Origin of the sequence: Pseudomonas sp. MUP55 (assembly GCF_034043515.1) — a bacterium.
Classification (GTDB): domain Bacteria; phylum Pseudomonadota; class Gammaproteobacteria; order Pseudomonadales; family Pseudomonadaceae; genus Aquipseudomonas.
Genome location: NZ_CP138214.1, coordinates 4,330,633 through 4,347,783, shown reverse-complemented (window position 1 = coordinate 4,347,783; position 17,151 = coordinate 4,330,633). Strand labels below are relative to the sequence as shown.

14 protein-coding genes are annotated in these 17,151 nt (G+C 59.8%); 9 read left to right on the top strand and 5 right to left on the bottom strand.

Annotated features, from left to right (window positions below; translation table 11 throughout):
- Positions 1-143: 143 nt before the first annotated feature.
- Positions 144-1,568, top strand: a complete 1,425-nt coding sequence (locus tag SC318_RS19485; protein WP_320428105.1) for an aminotransferase-like domain-containing protein — start codon at positions 144-146, stop codon at positions 1,566-1,568.
- A 77-nt stretch (positions 1,569-1,645) separates the two neighbouring features.
- Here SC318_RS19485 and SC318_RS19480 read toward each other — a convergent pair whose 3' ends face one another.
- Positions 1,646-2,464, bottom strand: coding sequence for a posphoenolpyruvate synthetase regulatory kinase/phosphorylase PpsR (locus SC318_RS19480; protein WP_003193298.1), 819 nt, complete (start codon positions 2,462-2,464; stop codon positions 1,646-1,648).
- Positions 2,465-2,642: 178 nt separating this feature from the next.
- Between SC318_RS19480 and ppsA the strand changes: the two genes are divergently transcribed.
- From ppsA to SC318_RS19440, 8 genes are all read left to right on the top strand, one after another.
- Entirely contained in the window at positions 2,643-5,018 is a 2,376-nt protein-coding gene (ppsA, locus tag SC318_RS19475) for a phosphoenolpyruvate synthase (RefSeq protein WP_306494144.1), read from the top strand.
- Positions 5,019-5,124: 106 nt separating this feature from the next.
- On the top strand, positions 5,125-6,114 hold the full coding sequence (locus tag SC318_RS19470) for an alpha/beta fold hydrolase (RefSeq protein ID WP_320428104.1): 990 nt from the start codon (positions 5,125-5,127) through the stop codon (positions 6,112-6,114).
- A gap of 229 nt (positions 6,115-6,343) precedes the next feature.
- Positions 6,344-6,835 carry a ribonuclease E activity regulator RraA gene (gene rraA / locus SC318_RS19465; protein WP_306494142.1) on the top strand — a complete coding sequence of 164 codons (492 nt, stop codon included), beginning with the start codon at positions 6,344-6,346 and terminating at the stop codon, positions 6,833-6,835.
- Between the two features lie 25 nt (positions 6,836-6,860).
- Entirely contained in the window at positions 6,861-7,856 is a 996-nt protein-coding gene (locus SC318_RS19460) for a divalent cation transporter CmaX (RefSeq protein WP_320428103.1), read from the top strand.
- A gap of 87 nt (positions 7,857-7,943) precedes the next feature.
- On the top strand, positions 7,944-8,189 hold the full coding sequence (locus tag SC318_RS19455; RefSeq protein ID WP_025854229.1) for a hypothetical protein: 246 nt from the start codon (positions 7,944-7,946) through the stop codon (positions 8,187-8,189).
- A gap of 2 nt (positions 8,190-8,191) precedes the next feature.
- Positions 8,192-9,016: a mechanosensitive ion channel family protein gene (locus SC318_RS19450; protein ID WP_320428102.1), complete on the top strand. Its 825-nt coding sequence runs from the start codon at positions 8,192-8,194 to the stop codon at positions 9,014-9,016.
- A gap of 87 nt (positions 9,017-9,103) precedes the next feature.
- On the top strand, positions 9,104-9,694 hold the full coding sequence (sigX, locus tag SC318_RS19445; protein ID WP_320428101.1) for an RNA polymerase sigma factor SigX: 591 nt from the start codon (positions 9,104-9,106) through the stop codon (positions 9,692-9,694).
- Between the two features lie 107 nt (positions 9,695-9,801).
- Positions 9,802-10,782 (top strand): OmpA family protein, encoded by a 981-nt coding sequence (locus tag SC318_RS19440; RefSeq protein WP_181285686.1) that lies wholly within the window; start codon positions 9,802-9,804, stop codon positions 10,780-10,782.
- A gap of 61 nt (positions 10,783-10,843) precedes the next feature.
- On the opposite strand, the gene cobA is transcribed toward SC318_RS19440, so the two are convergent.
- The 4 genes from cobA to nirB are packed head-to-tail and all read right to left on the bottom strand — an operon-like array spanning position 10,844 to position 17,072.
- Complete coding sequence (gene cobA / locus SC318_RS19435; protein WP_320428100.1) at positions 10,844-11,587, bottom strand: uroporphyrinogen-III C-methyltransferase; 744 nt, start codon at positions 11,585-11,587, stop codon at positions 10,844-10,846.
- A gap of 9 nt (positions 11,588-11,596) precedes the next feature.
- Entirely contained in the window at positions 11,597-14,305 is a 2,709-nt protein-coding gene (locus SC318_RS19430) for a nitrate reductase (protein WP_320428099.1), read from the bottom strand.
- Positions 14,305-14,622, bottom strand: coding sequence for a nitrite reductase small subunit NirD (gene nirD, locus SC318_RS19425; protein WP_065887851.1), 318 nt, complete (start codon positions 14,620-14,622; stop codon positions 14,305-14,307). Before nirD ends, SC318_RS19430 begins: the two co-directional genes overlap by 1 nt.
- Complete coding sequence (gene nirB / locus SC318_RS19420; RefSeq protein ID WP_124387728.1) at positions 14,619-17,072, bottom strand: nitrite reductase large subunit NirB; 2,454 nt, start codon at positions 17,070-17,072, stop codon at positions 14,619-14,621. The genes nirD and nirB overlap by 4 nt, the downstream gene beginning before the upstream one ends.
- Positions 17,073-17,151 lie beyond the last annotated feature (79 nt).

Here is a 17,151-nt window from a genome sequence, read left to right as displayed (position 1 = left end):
TGGTTTTTGCGCTGTTTTCAAGAACGGCGGACATTGGCATCGTTTATTGCTTCCCTGAGCCGGAATTGAACTCTATATTGAACTTGTTATAAGTGATTCAATCCGGTGATTGAACCCGCAAAAGCACACTATTAGGGCGAATGATGACTGTCAAAACAAATATTGACATGGTGTCAATTATGCGTGAGGGGTTGTCCAGCGGTCAGGGCGTGAAGTACAAGCGCCTGTCCGATGTCATGGAAAGGGGCATCCTCGAAGGCACGATTGAACCGGGAAGAAAACTGCCGCCCCATCGGGTGCTTTCCGACAATCTGGGTGTCACTATCGGCACCATCAGCCGCGCCTACGGTGAGCTGGAGCGGCTAGGGTTGGTGGTGGCGCGTGTGGGTGACGGCACGTTCGTGCGCAAGCGTGGGATGGAGCGCCAGCGGGATGAAGGCTTTCGCAATTTCAGCGAGGAGCCACGCCAGTACTTCGATATGAGCCGCAACATGCATATCCCCGGGCAGGAAACGGTGTTTCTGGCCCAGAGCTTCCAGACCTTGTCGACCAACGGCAAATTTCTCCAGGACATCAGCGCCTACACCCCGGATGCAGGCCTGCCGCGCTACCGTGAGGCCGGTGCGCAATGGCTGGTGCAGCGCGACTTCCATCCGATCCCCGAGCAGGTCATCTGCGTCAATGGCGGTCAGCACGGCTTGCTCTGCGCGATGATGGCGTTGCTGCGTGCCGGCGACACGGTGGTCACCGAACAATTGACTTACCCGGGGCTGATCACCGCCGCGCGCATGCTGGGTGTACGGCTGATCGGGTTGGAGATGGATGAAGAAGGCGTGCTGCCGGGCGCGCTGGATGAAGTCTGTCGAAACCACCGGATTTCGGCGCTGTACTGCACGCCGACTATCCAGAACCCTACAACGGCGGTGTTATCGGTGGCGCGTCGAGAAGCTTTGGTCAAAGTCTGTCGCGAGCACAATCTGCTGATACTTGAGGACGAAGCCCACGGTGTATTGGTAGAAGACCGCCCACCACCGCTGAGCGCCTTTGCGCCCGAGCGCACGATTTTGATCAGCAGCCTGAGCAAAGCGGTGTCGGCTGGGCTGCGGGTCGGTTATGTGCATGCACCGCCGGCGCTGGTCAGTCGTATTTCCGCGGCGTTGCGCTCGACCTGCTGGATGGCCACCCCGGTGACCCTGGAGCTTGCGACCCAGTGGATCGAAAACGGCACGGCGCAATACCTGCTGCGCCAGCAGATCAACGAGATCAGTCGGCGCAAGGCGTTGGTCGAAGGCTTGCTGACTGGCCTGGCCTACCGTACCCACCTCAATAGCCCACACTTCTGGATCGAAGTCCCGGAGCCATGGCGCGCGTCGGAAATCGAGGCGGAACTCAAGCAGAACAATTACCTGATCGCCACCGCCGAGGCGTTTGCCGTGGGGCAGACGGCGGTGCCGCAGTTTATCCGGGCGAGTATCTGCAATACCTCGGGGGATGACCAACTGTTGCGTGAAGGCTTCGATGCGCTGGCGACGGCGCTGGGGCAGGGGGGCGGCAGGTTTCACCTGTGAGCTACAAGCTACAAGCTACAAGCTACAAGACAGGAGCCGAGTGGCTTGATGCTTAAAGCTTGAAGCTTGCAGCTGCTTCACTTAAAACGCCGCTCCACGCCTTTCTCCACCAGAATCTTCGCCGAAATCTCTTCCACCGAAAAATGCGTGGAATTGATGTGCGCAATATTCTCGCGACGGAACAGGTTTTCCACTTCGCGCACTTCGAACTCGCACTGGGCGTAACTGGAATAACGGCTGTTGGGCTTGCGTTCATTGCGGATCGCAGTGAGCCGGTCCGGGTCGATGGTCAGGCCGAACAGCTTGTGCGAATGCGCGCGCAGGGCGGCTGGCAGCGTGAGGTGTTCCATGTCGTCTTCGGTCAACGGGTAGTTGGCCGCGCGGATGCCGAATTGCATGGCCATGTACAGACAGGTTGGCGTCTTGCCGCAGCGCGACACGCCGACCAGGATCAGGTCGGCCTTGTCGTAGTAGTGCGTGCGGGCGCCGTCGTCGTTGTCGAGGGCGAAGTTCACCGCCTCGATACGCTCCATGTAGTTGGAGTTATGACCAATGGAGTGGGACTTTCCGACGGAGTAAGAGGAATGTTCGCTCAGCTCCTGTTCCAATGGCGCCAGGAACGTGGAGAAGATGTCGATCATGAAACCATTCGACGTCGCGAGAATCTCACGAATATCCTGATTGACGATGGTGTCGAAAATGATCGGGCGAAAGCCGTCTTTTTCGGCCGCCAGATTGATTTGTTGTACCATGGCCCGCGCTTTATCCACGCTGTCTATATAAGGCCGCGTGAATTTGGCGAAGGTAATGTTTTCGAACTGCGCGAGCAGGCTCTGGCCCAGTGTTTCGGCCGTGATGCCGGTGCCATCGGAAATAAAGAAAGCAGATCGTTTCATTTGAACCCTGGGCCTTAAGCTGATGGCGAATCTTGGATATGATAGGCGCGATTTTGCCGTCCCGCAGTGGGCCGCATTCTCACTTATTTTCCAGGTCCAGGCCACAAGCGCTGGCGTTTGCTCTTGCTGAGCAACCCGCGTCCTGAGCTTTTCCAACACAGAAAGTGGAGAGATCACCTTGGTAGAGTACGTAGTTTCCCTCGATAAGCTCGGCGTCCATGATGTAGAGCATGTGGGGGGCAAGAACGCATCCCTCGGCGAGATGATCAGTAATCTTGCAGGCGCTGGTGTTTCGGTGCCGGGTGGTTTTGCCACCACGGCCCAGGCTTACCGCGATTTCCTCGAGCTGAGCGGCCTCAACGCCCAGATCCACGCCGCGCTGGACGCCCTGGACGTCGACGACGTCAATGCCCTGGCCCGGACCGGCGCCCAGATCCGTCAATGGATCATGGAAGCCGAGTTCCCCGAGAAGCTCAACGAAGAAATCCGCACCGCCTTCGCCACGTTGTCCGCCGGTAACCCGGATATGGCCGTCGCCGTGCGCTCCTCGGCCACCGCCGAAGACTTGCCGGATGCCTCTTTCGCCGGCCAGCAAGAGACCTTCCTTAATATCCGCGGCGTGGAAAACGTGATCCGCGCGGCCAAGGAAGTGTTTGCCTCGCTGTTCAACGACCGCGCCATTTCCTACCGCGTGCACCAGGGTTTCGACCACAAGCTGGTGGCCTTGTCTGCCGGTGTGCAGCGCATGGTGCGTTCGGAAACCGGCACCGCCGGCGTGATGTTCACCCTGGATACCGAATCGGGCTTCCGTGACGTGGTGTTTATCACTGGCGCCTACGGCCTGGGCGAAACCGTCGTACAAGGCGCGGTGAACCCGGACGAATTCTACGTGCACAAGCACACCCTTGAGGCCGGTCGCCCGGCCATCCTGCGCCGCAACCTGGGCAGCAAGGCAATCAAGATGATCTACGGCGACGAGGCCAAGGCCGGTCGTTCCGTCAAGACCGTTGAGGTCGACAAGGCCGAACGTGCGCGTTTCTGCCTGACCGACGCTGAAGTCAGCGAATTGGCCAAACAAGCGATGATCATCGAGAAGCACTACAAGTGCCCGATGGACATCGAGTGGGCCAAGGACGGTGACGACGGCAAGCTGTACATCGTGCAGGCCCGCCCCGAAACCGTGAAGAGCCGCACCTCGGCCAACGTCATGGAGCGTTACCTGCTCAAGGAAACCGGCACTGTGCTGGTGGAAGGCCGTGCCATCGGCCAGCGCATCGGCGCCGGCAAGGTACGCATCATCAAGGACGTGTCCGAAATGGACAAAGTCCAGCCAGGCGACGTGCTGGTTTCCGACATGACCGACCCGGACTGGGAACCGGTGATGAAGCGCGCCAGCGCCATCGTTACCAACCGTGGCGGGCGCACGTGCCACGCGGCGATCATCGCCCGTGAGCTGGGGATTCCCGCGGTCGTCGGTTGCGGCAACGCCACGCAGTTGCTCAAGGACGGCCAGGGTGTAACCGTGTCCTGTGCCGAAGGCGATACCGGGTTCATCTTCGAAGGCGAGCTGGGTTTCGACATCAAGCAGAACTCCATCGACGCCATGCCTGACCTGCCGTTCAAGATCATGATGAACGTCGGCAACCCGGACCGCGCCTTTGACTTCGCGCAATTGCCGAACGCCGGTGTGGGCCTGGCCCGCCTGGAGTTCATCATCAACCGCATGATCGGCGTGCACCCCAAGGCCCTGCTGAACTACGACGGCCTGCCGCTGGACATCAAGGAAAGCGTCGACAAACGCATCGCCGGCTACAACGACCCGGTGGGCTTCTACGTCGAGAAGCTGGTGGAAGGCATCAGCACCCTGGCGGCGGCGTTTTACCCGAAGAAGGTCATCGTGCGGCTGTCGGACTTCAAGTCCAATGAATACGCCAACCTGATCGGCGGCAAGCTCTACGAGCCGGAAGAAGAAAACCCGATGCTGGGTTTCCGTGGCGCCTCGCGTTACATCAGCGAAGCGTTCCGTGACTGCTTCGAACTCGAATGCCGCGCCCTCAAGCGCGTGCGCAACGAGATGGGGCTGACCAACGTCGAAATCATGGTGCCGTTCGTGCGTACCCTGGGTGAGGCGAGCCAGGTAGTCGACCTGCTGGCTGAAAACGGTTTGACGCGCGGCGAGAACGGCCTGCGGGTCATCATGATGTGCGAGCTGCCGTCCAACGCCATCCTGGCCGAAGAGTTCCTGGAATTCTTCGATGGTTTCTCCATCGGCTCCAACGACCTGACCCAGTTGACCCTGGGCCTGGACCGCGACTCCGGAATCATCGCTCACCTGTTCGACGAGCGAAATCCCGCAGTCAAGAAGCTGCTGGCCAACGCCATCCAGGCCTGCAACAAGGCCGGCAAGTACATCGGTATCTGCGGCCAAGGCCCTTCCGACCACCCGGACCTGGCTAAATGGCTGATGGAGCAGGGTATCGAAAGCGTCTCGCTGAACCCCGATTCCGTGCTCGAAACCTGGTTCTTCCTCGCCGAAGGCCAAGCGTCGGCTTAACGTCGCTACGTCAAAAGTGCCGGTCACTCCTTGAGGGTGACCGGCATTCTTATCTGTACAGGGCGGAATTCCTACCGGACGCCGCCCTTTTTTGTGCAAGAACCTTATGCAAAGCAGCAGCAACCTGTTTCCTGTCGCCCTGATCAGCGCTGAACGTCGTGGCGACCTGAGTGAAGATGTGTACCGCCTCAAGCCCGGTAACAGCCCCGACGGCACCGTCGAGCTGGCGGTTACCCGGCTGGGCCTGGCCGATGGCCCGGAAAACCGGGGCACGCCGGTTATATTTGTGCACGGCAGTTTTTCCAATCGACGCTTCTGGTATTCGCCCAAGGGCATCGGGCTGGGGGCTCATCTGGCACGCCGTGGATTTGATGTCTGGATCCCGGAAATGCGCGGCCATGGTCTGTCCAAGCGCAACCATGACTACGCCCGCAACCGTGTCGCCGATTACGCACGCTACGATTTGCCAGCCATTGGCGCGTTTGTCCGTGAGCAAAGCGGACAGGTTGCGCATTGGATCGGCCATTCCCTCGGCGCCACGACGCTGGCTGCAGCGCTGGGTGGGCAACATCTGAACGCGCAGTCAGTGGCGTCGGTGGCGTTGTTCGGATGTCAGGTCAGCCGCACCCATTGGCCGTTGAAACTGCCACCGGTGGAGTGGGGCGGTCGATTTATTCTCAAGCGCCTGGGTCAGCTGTCCGGCCCGCGCTTCAAGCGTGGCCCTGAGGACGAGCCGGCCGGTGTGATGATTGAAGCGATGCGTTGGAATGGCCTGTTTGGCCGCTTTGGCGATGCCGAGTGCGATTGGTGGAAAGGCCTGGCGGACGTCGACGTGCCGTTATTGGCGGTCAGCGCGGCGGGCGACCAGCAAGATCCGGACTGGGCGTGTCGCAAGTTGTTCGAGCAAGTCGGCAGCGAGCATCGCCAGTACCTGTGCCTGGGGCGTCGGCAGGGGTTTACCGATGACTTCGGGCATGTACAAATGCTGGTCAGCAAGGCCGCACAGGCCCAAGTGTGGCCATTGGTGGAGCGCTGGTTGAAAGACCCGCTGACACCTTTGTTCGGCACTCGGCCTGAGGCGGTCGCTGAAGTTTAGCGAGGCGCTCTGCAGAGGGCGTTTCACTCTGAAGTGGTTGCGGCTAAGATATGACGCCTCGGGCGCTTCTGGTCATATTCAGTCGCTTAACGGCTGTTGCGTTACGCTGGCGTGGGTCTGATCATGGCCGCCGTCACTGGCCCAGCCTTTAAAAAATGCCGGTTGCAAGACGTTTTCTGAAGTACACCGTGGGATGTTCGACCTCTTCTTTGACGACAGGAGTTTCCCGATGAACCATTACGTGACCCCCGACCTGTGCGATGCGTACCCGGAACTGGTACAGGTGGTCGAGCCGATGTTCAGCAACTTCGGTGGCCGAGACTCCTTTGGCGGCGAAATTGTCACCATCAAATGCTTCGAGGATAACTCGCTGGTCAAGCAGCAGGCCGAACAGCCGGGCGCCGGTAAGGTGCTGGTGGTCGATGGCGGTGGTTCGCTGCGCCGCGCGCTGCTGGGCGACCTGATCGCCGAGAAAGCCGCAAAAAATGGCTGGGAAGGCATGGTGATCTACGGTTGCATCCGCGATGTCGACGTGATCGCCCAGACTGACCTGGGCGTGCAGGCCCTGGCTTCGCACCCGATGAAAACCGACAAGCGTGGCCTGGGTGACCTGAACGTGGTGGTCACCTTTGCAGGCGTGACGTTCCGCCCGGGGGAGTACGTGTATGCCGATAACAACGGTGTAATCGTCTCGCCCAGCCCACTGAAAATGCCTGAATAAAACGCGGTAGCCGAAAGGGGTGAGGATGTTCGAGGAAGACAACGCGCAGTGGGGGCTGGTGCATGCCCTGGTACTGGACGGTAAAGGCGGTGCGCGTTCGATTGCCCGGACTGAGCTTGACGAGTTGCAACTGCAACCCCAGGAAAGCCTGTGGCTGCATTGGGACCGCAGCCATCCGCAAACCCAGACCTGGCTGCGCACATCCAGCGGCTTGAGCGAATTTGCCTGTGACCTGCTGCTGGAAGAAAACACCCGCCCGCGGCTGTTGCCGTTGCCGGATGCCGAACTGCTGCTGTTTCTGCGCGGGATCAATCTCAACCCCGGCGCGGAACCGGAAGACATGGTTTCGGTACGCATATTCGCCGCGGCCAATCGTGTGATCTCCTTGCGTTTGCGCCCGTTACGGGCCACCGATGAGCTGCTGGTGCAGTTGGCAGAGGGTAAGGGCCCCAGAACCGCGTCTGAACTCATCCTTTATATGGCGCAGTACCTGACCAACAAAGTGCAGGATCTGGTCACCGGGCTGTCTGAAATCGTCGATTCCGAGGAAGAAAAACTCGATGCCGACGAACGGTATACGCCTGAGCACGGCAGTGTCTTGCAGATCCGTCGGCGTGCGGCTGGGCTCAAGCGTTTTCTGGCACCGCAACGGGATATTTTTGCGCAGCTGACGCGCATCAAGTTGGCGTGGTTCTGTGACGACGACGCTGACTATTGGAACGAGTTGCACAACAGCCTGACCCGTTACCTGGAAGAACTGGAATTGGCTCGGGAGCGCGTGGGGCTTGTACTTGAGGCCGAAGACCGGCGCTTGAGCCTGCGCATGAACCGCACGATGTACCGCTTCGGGATCATCACCGGCATCTTCTTGCCAATGAGTTTTCTGACTGGTTTGCTGGGCATCAATGTAGGGGGGATACCGTTTTCCAGCAGCCCCTACGGATTCATGATTGCCTGCCTGCTGATGGTCTCGGTAGCCCTGGGTCAATGGTGGCTGTTTCGGCGATTGCGCTGGGTTTGAACTGAATATGAGCTGAACGTAGGAAAGGGTTGATGTGACCCGATGAATTTTACCCTCGTCTTTTAAATCACTTGCGAGAGGTCTCTTATGCACGATCCGTTCGAACAGTCTTTGCGTGACATGCTCAATGCTTCGCCATCCAACCGTGATGACGACGCTTGCCTGGGCCGCGTACTGAAAACCGCCAACCGTCAGGTTGGGGCCGGTGACCTGTTCGGGCTGCTCGGGCGTTGGGTGCCGGCGTTGATGATGGCCCTGAACAACGGTTCGGCCCACGTATCACCGGTTTCCCGTAGAAAACCTCTTGCTCGCACTGCTGATAAGGCTGATTGAATATGGAACTTGATCTCTGGACCCAGAGCCTGGTCACCGCGATGACCGCATTGTGGACCAAGGTGGCGAATTTCATTCCCAACCTGTTTGGTGCCCTGGTCCTGGTATTGCTGGGCTTTGTCGTGGCCAAGCTGCTCGACACCCTGCTGTCCAAATTGCTTGCCAAACTCGGGCTGGATCGCCTGATGGCCGGCACCGGTCTGACCAAGCTGCTGGGCCGCGCAGGGCTGCAAGTGCCGATTTCTACCCTGGTCGGCAAGATCGTCTATTGGTTCGTTCTACTTATTTTTCTGGTTTCTGCGGCTCAGTCCCTTGGACTTGAGCGAGTTTCAGCTACGCTCGACATGCTGGCACTGTATTTGCCGAAGGTTTTCGGCGGCGCGCTGGTGTTGCTGGTCGGTGTTTTGCTCGCTCAGTTGGCCAACGGCCTGGTGCGCGGAGCCGCCGAAGGCGTCGGGCTGGACTATGCGGCAGGTCTGGGGCGAATTGCCCAGGGACTGGTGATCATCATCAGTATTTCGGTCGCGATCAGTCAGTTGGAGGTCAAGACTGACCTGCTGAACCACGTTATTGTGATCGTTTTGATTACCGTTGGTCTGGCCGTTGCACTGGCCATGGGCCTCGGAAGCCGGGAAATTGCCGGTCAGATTCTTGCGGGAATCTATGTGCGTGAGTTGTATCAGGTTGGGCAACAGGTGCGTGTGGGCGAGGTCGAAGGGCAAATCGAGGAGATCGGCACAGTCAAGACGACAGTGCTGACCGATGAGGGAGAACTGGTGTCGCTGTCGAACCGGATTCTCCTGGAGCAGCAGGTCAGTAGCCGCTAATCCGGCAAACCCTGCTAATGTACGCCGCCGCAAACCCGGCTTACCGGGTTGCAGCGGACATTGACCCGACTGCCGGCACGACTTGTTTTGAATAAAGCCCAAACGCTGTCCACGCGCTATGACCCCCGTGAGCTCTCTGATGAGGAGCTGGTCGCGCGTTCGCACACGGAGCTGTTTCACGTAACACGCGCGTACGAAGAATTAATGCGCAGGTATCAACGCACTCTGTTCAACGTTTGTTCAAGGTATTTGGGGAACGATAGAGATGCGGACGATGTCTGTCAGGAAGTGATGCTCAAGGTGCTGTACGGCCTCAAGAACTTCGAAGGCAAATCGAAGTTCAAGACCTGGCTCTACAGCATCACGTACAACGAGTGCATCACGCAGTATCGGAAGGAACGGCGAAAGCGTCGCTTGATGGACGCCTTGAGTCTGGACCCCCTTGAGGAAGCGTCTGAAGAGAAGGCGCCGACACCCGAGGAAAAGGGCGGACTCGATCGCTGGCTGGTGCATGTGAACCCGATTGACCGTGAAATTCTGGTGCTACGTTTCGTCGCAGAATTGGAATTTCAGGAGATCGCTGACATCATGCATATGGGGTTGAGTGCTACAAAAATGCGTTACAAACGTGCTCTTGATAAATTACGTGAGAAATTTGCGAGCGAGACTGAAACTTAGTGCGTAGCAAATATCTCTTACGTGTAGGCAAGTTCTGTTAGACTTGTCGCCGAGTTGTCCCCCGGTTTGTGGGACTGCTTTACAATCACCAGATGGGGATTTAACGGATGAAACTGAAAAACACCTTGGGCTTGGCCATTGGTTCTCTTATTGCCGCTACTTCTTTCGGCGTTCTGGCACAAGGCCAAGGCGCAGTTGAAGGCGAGCTGTTCTACAAGAAGCAGTACAACGATAGCGTCAAGCACATCGAAGACGGCTTCAATCCTGGCGCTCGCATCGGTTACTTCTTGACCGACGACCTGTCCTTGAACCTGTCCTACGACAAGACTAACCACACCCGTTCGAACGACGGTACTGGTAGCCAGAAAATCAAAGGTGATACCGGCAGCCTGGTTGCCCAATATCACTTCGGTCAAGCTGGCGTTGACAGCCTGCGTCCATACGTTGAAGGCGGTTTCGGCCACCAGAGCCGTACCAACGTGCAAGCTGACGGTCACAGCGGTCGCGATCAGACTACTTTCGCTACCATCGGTACCGGCGTGAAGTACTACTTCACCAACAACCTGTACGCTCGTGCTGGTGTTGAAGCTGACTACGGTCTGGACAACGGCAAGTGGGACTACTCCGCACTGGTCGGCCTGGGTGTGAACTTCGGCGGTAACGCTGGCGCAGCTGCTCCAGCTCCTACCCCAGCACCAGCTCCAGAGCCAGTTCCAGAGCCAGAAGCTCCGGTTGCTCAGGTTGTTCGTGTTGAGCTGGACGTTAAGTTCGACTTCGACAAGGCCGTTGTTAAGCCTAACAGCTACGGCGACGTTAAAAACCTGGCCGACTTCATGGCTCAGTACCCAGACACCAACGTAGAAGTTGCTGGTCACACTGACTCCGTAGGTCCAGACGCTTACAACCAGAAGCTGTCCCAGCGTCGTGCTGACGCTGTTAAGCAAGTCCTGGTTAAAGATGGCGTAGCTCCTAGCCGCATCACTTCCGTAGGTTACGGCGAATCCCGTCCAGTTGCTGACAACGCAACTGAAGCTGGTCGTGCTGTTAACCGTCGCGTAGAAGCAGCGGTAGAAGCTCAAGCTAAGTAATTAGCCGAGCTTCACAAAAAAGCCCGGCTTAGGCCGGGCTTTTTTTCGCCTGCGATTTACCTCAGGCGCTGGCCGCCGCCGCGACGCAGGCCACCTGCGCTGTGCTGGCGACACGGCCAATCACCAGGATCGCCGGGCTCTTGAGCGCAAAAGTCTGCGCATCTTCATGCATCGAGGCGAGGTCGCTACGGCATTCGCGCTGCTCGGGCAACGACGCATTTTCGATCATCGCCACCGGCATATTTGCAGCCATGCCACCCTCCAGCAACTGTTCGCGTATCTCTTCCAGCTTGGCTACGCCCATGTACACCACCAGTGTCGTTCCGCCCTCAGCCAGTGCGCGCCAGTTCAGGCTGCTGTCGTCCTGGGTATGCGCCGTGACCAGCGTCACGCCACGGCTCACACCGCGCAACGTCAACGGGATGTCGCAATTCGTCGCTCCAGCCAGCCCTGAAGTGATTCCATTGACCAACTCCACCTCGACTCCATGCTCGCGCAGCCACGTTGCTTCCTCGCCACCCCGACCGAAGATGCACGGGTCACCGCCTTTAAGGCGCACCACGCATTTGCCCTGGCGCGCGTAGCGCAGCATCAGCCGGTGAATGAACTCTTGCGGTGTGGAGCGACAGCCGCCGCGCTTGCCCACGGTGATCACCCGCGCATCGGCACAGTGCTCCAGCACTGCCGGGTTGACCAGATCGTCGATCAGCACCACATCCGCTTCATGCAGCGCCCTTACCGCTTTAAGGGTGAGCAACTCCGGATCACCGGGCCCTGCGCCTACCAGCCAAACTTTTGCGCTCATGTTTTTGCCTCACACACTGATTGCGATTGGCTGCGTGCTGGCGGCCAAAAGACGTTTGATTTCGGGCACGCAGGAACCGCATTGCGTGCCGCATTCCAGTTCTTGTTTGAGTCCGTTCAGGTCGAGGCCTCGGGCAATCCCGGCGCACACCGCGCTTTCGCTGACGTTCTTGCAATTGCACAGCACCTTGTTGCCGGCTGCCGCGCCTCCCGGTGGCGCGCTCAAAGGCGCCAACAGCCAGCGGCGCAGTTGATCGTCGGCACGGCCTTCCAGCCAGAGGCTTTGCAGCCAATGACGGGCGAGGGTTTCGCCGGCCAGGCGTAACGCGGTGATGCGGCCTTTCTCGATTTTCACGCGTTTACCGATGGAGCGGCGCGGGTCGTCATAAGCCATTACCGGGCCGTCATTGAGCCCCAGCAGCTGGTCGATGCGGTTCAATAATGTCAGGTCGGGTGCTTCGGTATGGGCGGCGCGCACCAGCAGCGCGGGTCGCTCACGGCCGCACAGGCTCAGACTGACATAGGCAAACCCCTCACAGAGCGGACGCAGGGCTTCGACATGTCGCTGCACGTCGCCCTCGATCAGCGCAAACAGCTGCCACGGCAGTTGCACCGCTTCCAGCCGTACACCGCTGTGCTTGAGTTCAGGCTGTTTGGACAACGGATCGAACGCCGGCTGGGTGAGTACGTTGACGCCGCCCTTGAGAAAACGGTCGCCCCAGTGCATCGGCAGGAACGCTTGGCCAGGACGCACGCTGTCATCGCTGGTGACCGCCACCACCACATGGCCTCGACGACTTTTCAGGGTGACCAGATCGCCCTCCTTGAAGCGGTGACGGCGCAACTCGTCCGGATGCAGGCTCAACAGCGCCTCGCTGACATGCCCGAACAACTGCGCTGCCGTGCCGGTGCGGCTCATGCCGTGCCACTGGTCGCGCAGGCGGCCGGTGATCAGGGTCAGCGGAAAGCGCGCATCACGCTGCTCCTTGGCGGCGCGATAAGGGTCGGCGACAAATTGCGCACGGCCATTTTCGGTGGGGAATATACCGTCGACGTAGAGCCGTGGCGTCCCGGCCTGCGCGCCCATGGGAAACGGCCACTGCTGCGGGCCGAGTCGGTCAAGCACGGCATGGCTGATGCCGGACATATCCAGATCGCGGTTTCGCGTCAGCAACTTGAACTCGTCAAAAATCTGCGCAGGTTGCTCAAAGGCAAACAGGCTGCCCAGCCCTGGCCGCAGGCGACGCTCCAGGCGTTGAGCGAAATCCACGGTAATCGCCCAGTCCGGCCGCGCTTCTCCCGGTGCGCTGATGGCGCGCCGCACGTGGGAAATACGCCGTTCGGAGTTGGTCACCGTGCCTTCCTTTTCGCCCCAACTGGCGGCGGGCAACAGCAGGTCGGCGTAGGCGGCGGTCTCGGTGGTTCGAAAGGCTTCCTGCAATACCACAAAAGGGCATGTTTCCAAGGCGGCACGCACGGCATTCTGGTCCGGCAACGATTGGGCGGGGTTGGTGCAGGCGATCCACAGTGCCTTGATCTTGCCCGCCTGCACCTGTTCGAACAGTTCGATGGCCGTGAGGCCGGTGGTGGCCGGCAGTTGATCGACGCCCCAATAAGCGGCAACTTCTGCGCGGTGTTCGGGGTTGGTGGCGTCGCGATGCCCAGGCAGCAGATTCGACAAGCTGCCGGTCTCGCGCCCGCCCATGGCATTGGGCTGGCCGGTCAGGGAAAACGGGCCACAGCCTGGCCGGCCAATGGTACCGGTGGCCAGGTGCAGGTTGATCAGTGCGCTGTTTTTTGCGCTGCCGGCGGTGGATTGGTTAAGCCCCATGCACCACAGCGACAGGAAGCTGCTGGAGGTGCCGACCCATTGCGCACACAGGCGCAATTGCTCGACGCTGATTCCGCACAGCTGCGTGACCATCTGAGGCGTGTAGTCATGCACCAGGCGCTTCAATTCGGCCAGGCCGTCGGTGTGCGCCTGGATAAAGTCGCGGTCGATCCAGTCTTCCCACAGCAGCAGATGCAAAATCCCATGGAACAGCGCGACGTCCGTCCCCGGCAGGATCGCCAGGTGCAGGTCGGCCACGTCGCAGGTGTCTGTGCGCCGAGGGTCGATCACCACCACTTTCATGTGTGGCCGTCGCGCCTTGGCTTCCTCCAGGCGTCGGAACAGTACCGGGTGCGCGTAGGCCATGTTGCTGCCGACGATCATCACGCAGTCGCTGGTTTCCAGGTCTTCGTAGCTGCACGGCGGCGCATCGGCGCCCAGGCTGCGCTTGTAGCCCACCACGGCCGAGGACATGCACAGCCGTGAGTTGCTGTCGATATTGTTGGTGCCCACCAGCGCCCGTGCCAGCTTGTTGAAGCTGTAGTAGTCCTCGGTCAGCAGTTGCCCGGAGATATAGAACGCCACGCTGTCGGGGCCGTGTTCGGCGATGGTGGCGGCGAAGACATTGGCGGCATGTTCCAGCGCGGTATCCCAGTCCGTGCGACTGCGCGCCATGCCCTTGCCCAGACGCAACTGCGGGTAGAGGGCGCGGGCGTCGAGGTCGCCGGTCAGGTGCAGGCTGGCGCCCTTGCTGCACAGCTTGCCGAAGTTGGCCGGGTGGTCCGGATCGCCTTGCACGCCAAGAATCCGGGTACCGTCATGCTCAATCAGCACGCCGCAGCCCACCCCGCAATAGCAGCAGGTGGACGCCGTGACCTGGCGGTTCATCACCCTGCGTCCCGGAGGGCCAGCATCACTCGGCCGTTTTCCACGCGGGCGAGGTGATGATGGGCGCAGCCGATATCCGGTGCCTGGGCTTCGCCGGACGCCAGATCGATCTGCCAATTGTGCAGCGGGCACGCCACGCGCTTGCCATAGATCAAGCCTTGGGAGAGTGGCCCGCCTTTGTGAGGACAGCGGTCATCGAGTGCGAAGACTTCATCGTCGCTGGTACGAAAAATCGCAATGTCGCCCTTGGGTCCGTTGATGATGCGCGAGCCCAACGTGTTGATCTCTTCCAGAGCGCAGATATCCAGCCAGTTCATGCTGGCACCTCCAGTTGCTTGACCGGGATGACGTCGAATTCTTTTTTCAGCAGCGGCTGTTCCAAGCGTTCTTTCCAAGGGTCTTGCTCGAACGACAGCGAAAACTGCAGGCGCTCGTTGAGGGCCTGGCGCCGGGCCGGGTCTTCCAGGACGGCTTTCTTGATATGGTCCATACCGACGCGCTGCAGGTAATGCACGGTGCGCTCCAGGTAGAAGGCTTCTTCGCGGTACAGCTGCAGGAAGGCGCCGTTGTATTCGCGCACCTCTTCGGCGGTCTTGAGCTTGACGAAGAACTCCGCGACTTCGGTCTTGATCCCGCCGTTGCCGCCGATATACATCTCCCAGCCTGAATCCACGCCGATAATTCCCACGTCCTTGATGCCCGCTTCCGAGCAATTGCGTGGGCAACCTGACACCGCCAGCTTGACCTTGTGCGGCGACCACATATTGAACAGGTCGTGCTCCAGCTCGATGCCCAGTTGCGTGGAGTTCTGCGTACCGAAGCGGCAGAACTCACTGCCCACGCAGGTCTTCACGGTACGGATGGATTTGCCGTAGGCATGCCCGGACGGCATGTCGAGGTCTTTCCAAACCCCAGGCAAATCCTGCTTCTTGATGCCGAGCAGGTCGATGCGTTGGCCGCCGGTCACCTTGACCATGGGCACGTTGTATTTGTCGGCCACGTCGGCGATACGGCGCAGCTCCGACGGATTGGTCACACCGCCCCACATCCGCGGGACTACAGAGTAGGTACCGTCTTTCTGAATGTTGGCGTGGGCACGCTCGTTGATCAGGCGCGATTGCGGGTCGTCCTTGGCTTCGCCGGGCCAGGTGGAAATCAGGTAGTAGTTCAGCGCCGGGCGGCAGGTGGCGCAACCGTTGGGCGTGCGCCAGTTCAGGTAGCTCATGGTGCCGGCGATGGTCAGCAGGTGCTGGTCGCGAATGGCCTGGCGGATTTGCCCGTGGTTGAGGTCGCTGCAACCGCAGATGGCTTTTTCGCTCTTGGGTTTGACATCGGCGGCACCGCCCACGGTGTTGATCAGAATCTGTTCCACCAACCCCGCGCAAGAGCCGCAGGAACTGGCGGCCTTGGTGTGCTTTTTCACCTCATCGACGCTGAACAGTCCCTGTTCCTGGATCGCCTTGACGATGGTGCCCTTGCACACGCCATTGCAGCCGCAGACCTCGGCGTTGTCGGCCATGCTCATGGCTTTGTCCTGGCCTTGGTGGCCGACGTCGCCCAGCGCATTTTCGCCAAACATCAAATGATCGCGGATTTCGCCGATGGCATGGTTCTCACGAATCTGACGGAAATACCAACCGCCATCGGCGGTATCGCCGTACAGACAGGCGCCGACCAGGATGTCGTCCTTGATCACCAGTTTCTTGTACACGCCGCCGATGGGGTCGGAGAGGGTGATGGTCTCCGTGCCTTCGCCGCCCATGAAATCGCCGGCGGAGAACAGGTCGATGCCGGTGACTTTCAGCTTGGTGGAGGTCACGGAGCCTTTATAGGTGGCGAAACCCAACTGGGCGAGGTGGTTGGCGCAGACCTTGGCCTGTTCAAACAGCGGTGCCACCAGGCCGTAGGCGATCCCACGGTGGCTGGCGCATTCACCGATGGCGTAGATGCGCGGGTCGTAGGTTTGCATCGTATCGTTGACCAGAATCCCACGGTTGCAGGGGATGCCGGACTTTTCCGCCAGTTCGGTGTTGGGGCGGATACCGGCGGCCATCACCACCAGGTCGGCAGGGATGATGTCGCCATTTTTGAACTGCACCGAGCCGACCCGGCCATTACCGGCATCGTGCAGGGCCTGGGTCTGTTCGCACAGACGGAACACCAGGCCACGGCTTTCCAGTTCGGTTTGCAGCAGTTGGCCGCTGGTCTTGTCCAGTTGTCGCTCCAGCAGCCATTCACCGATATGCACTACGGTCACGTGCATGCCGCGCAGCATCAGGCCGTTGGCGGCCTCAAGACCGAGCAGGCCGCCACCGATGACCACGGCGTGGGTGTGGGTCTTGGCGGTGTCGATCATGGCCTGGGTGTCGGCGATGTCGCGGTAGCCGATCACGCCCTGCAAGGTGTTGCCGGGAATGGGCAGGATAAACGGCGTGGAACCGGTGGCGATCAGCAGGCGGTCATACTCGGCTTCGGTACCGTCCTCGGCGATGACGCGGCGCTTGACCCGGTCGATCTGCACCACCTTGCGGTTGAGCAGCAGCTTGACGTTGTTGTCCAGGTACCAGTCCAGGTCGTTGAGCACGATCTCTTCGAAAGTCTGCTCGCCGGCCAGCACCGGCGACAGCAGGATGCGGTTGTAGTTGGTGTGGGGCTCGGCGCCGAACACCGTGATGTCATAGAGCTCGCTGCTGAGCTTGAGCAATTCTTCCAGGGTGCGAACCCCGGCCATGCCGTTGCCGATCATCACCAGTTTGAGTTTTTTCATGTCGCTCTCCGACCAATCACGCGCAAACAAAAAAAGGCGTCCCCGCTAGTTACCTAGCGAGGACGCCTTTGTCCTGGTC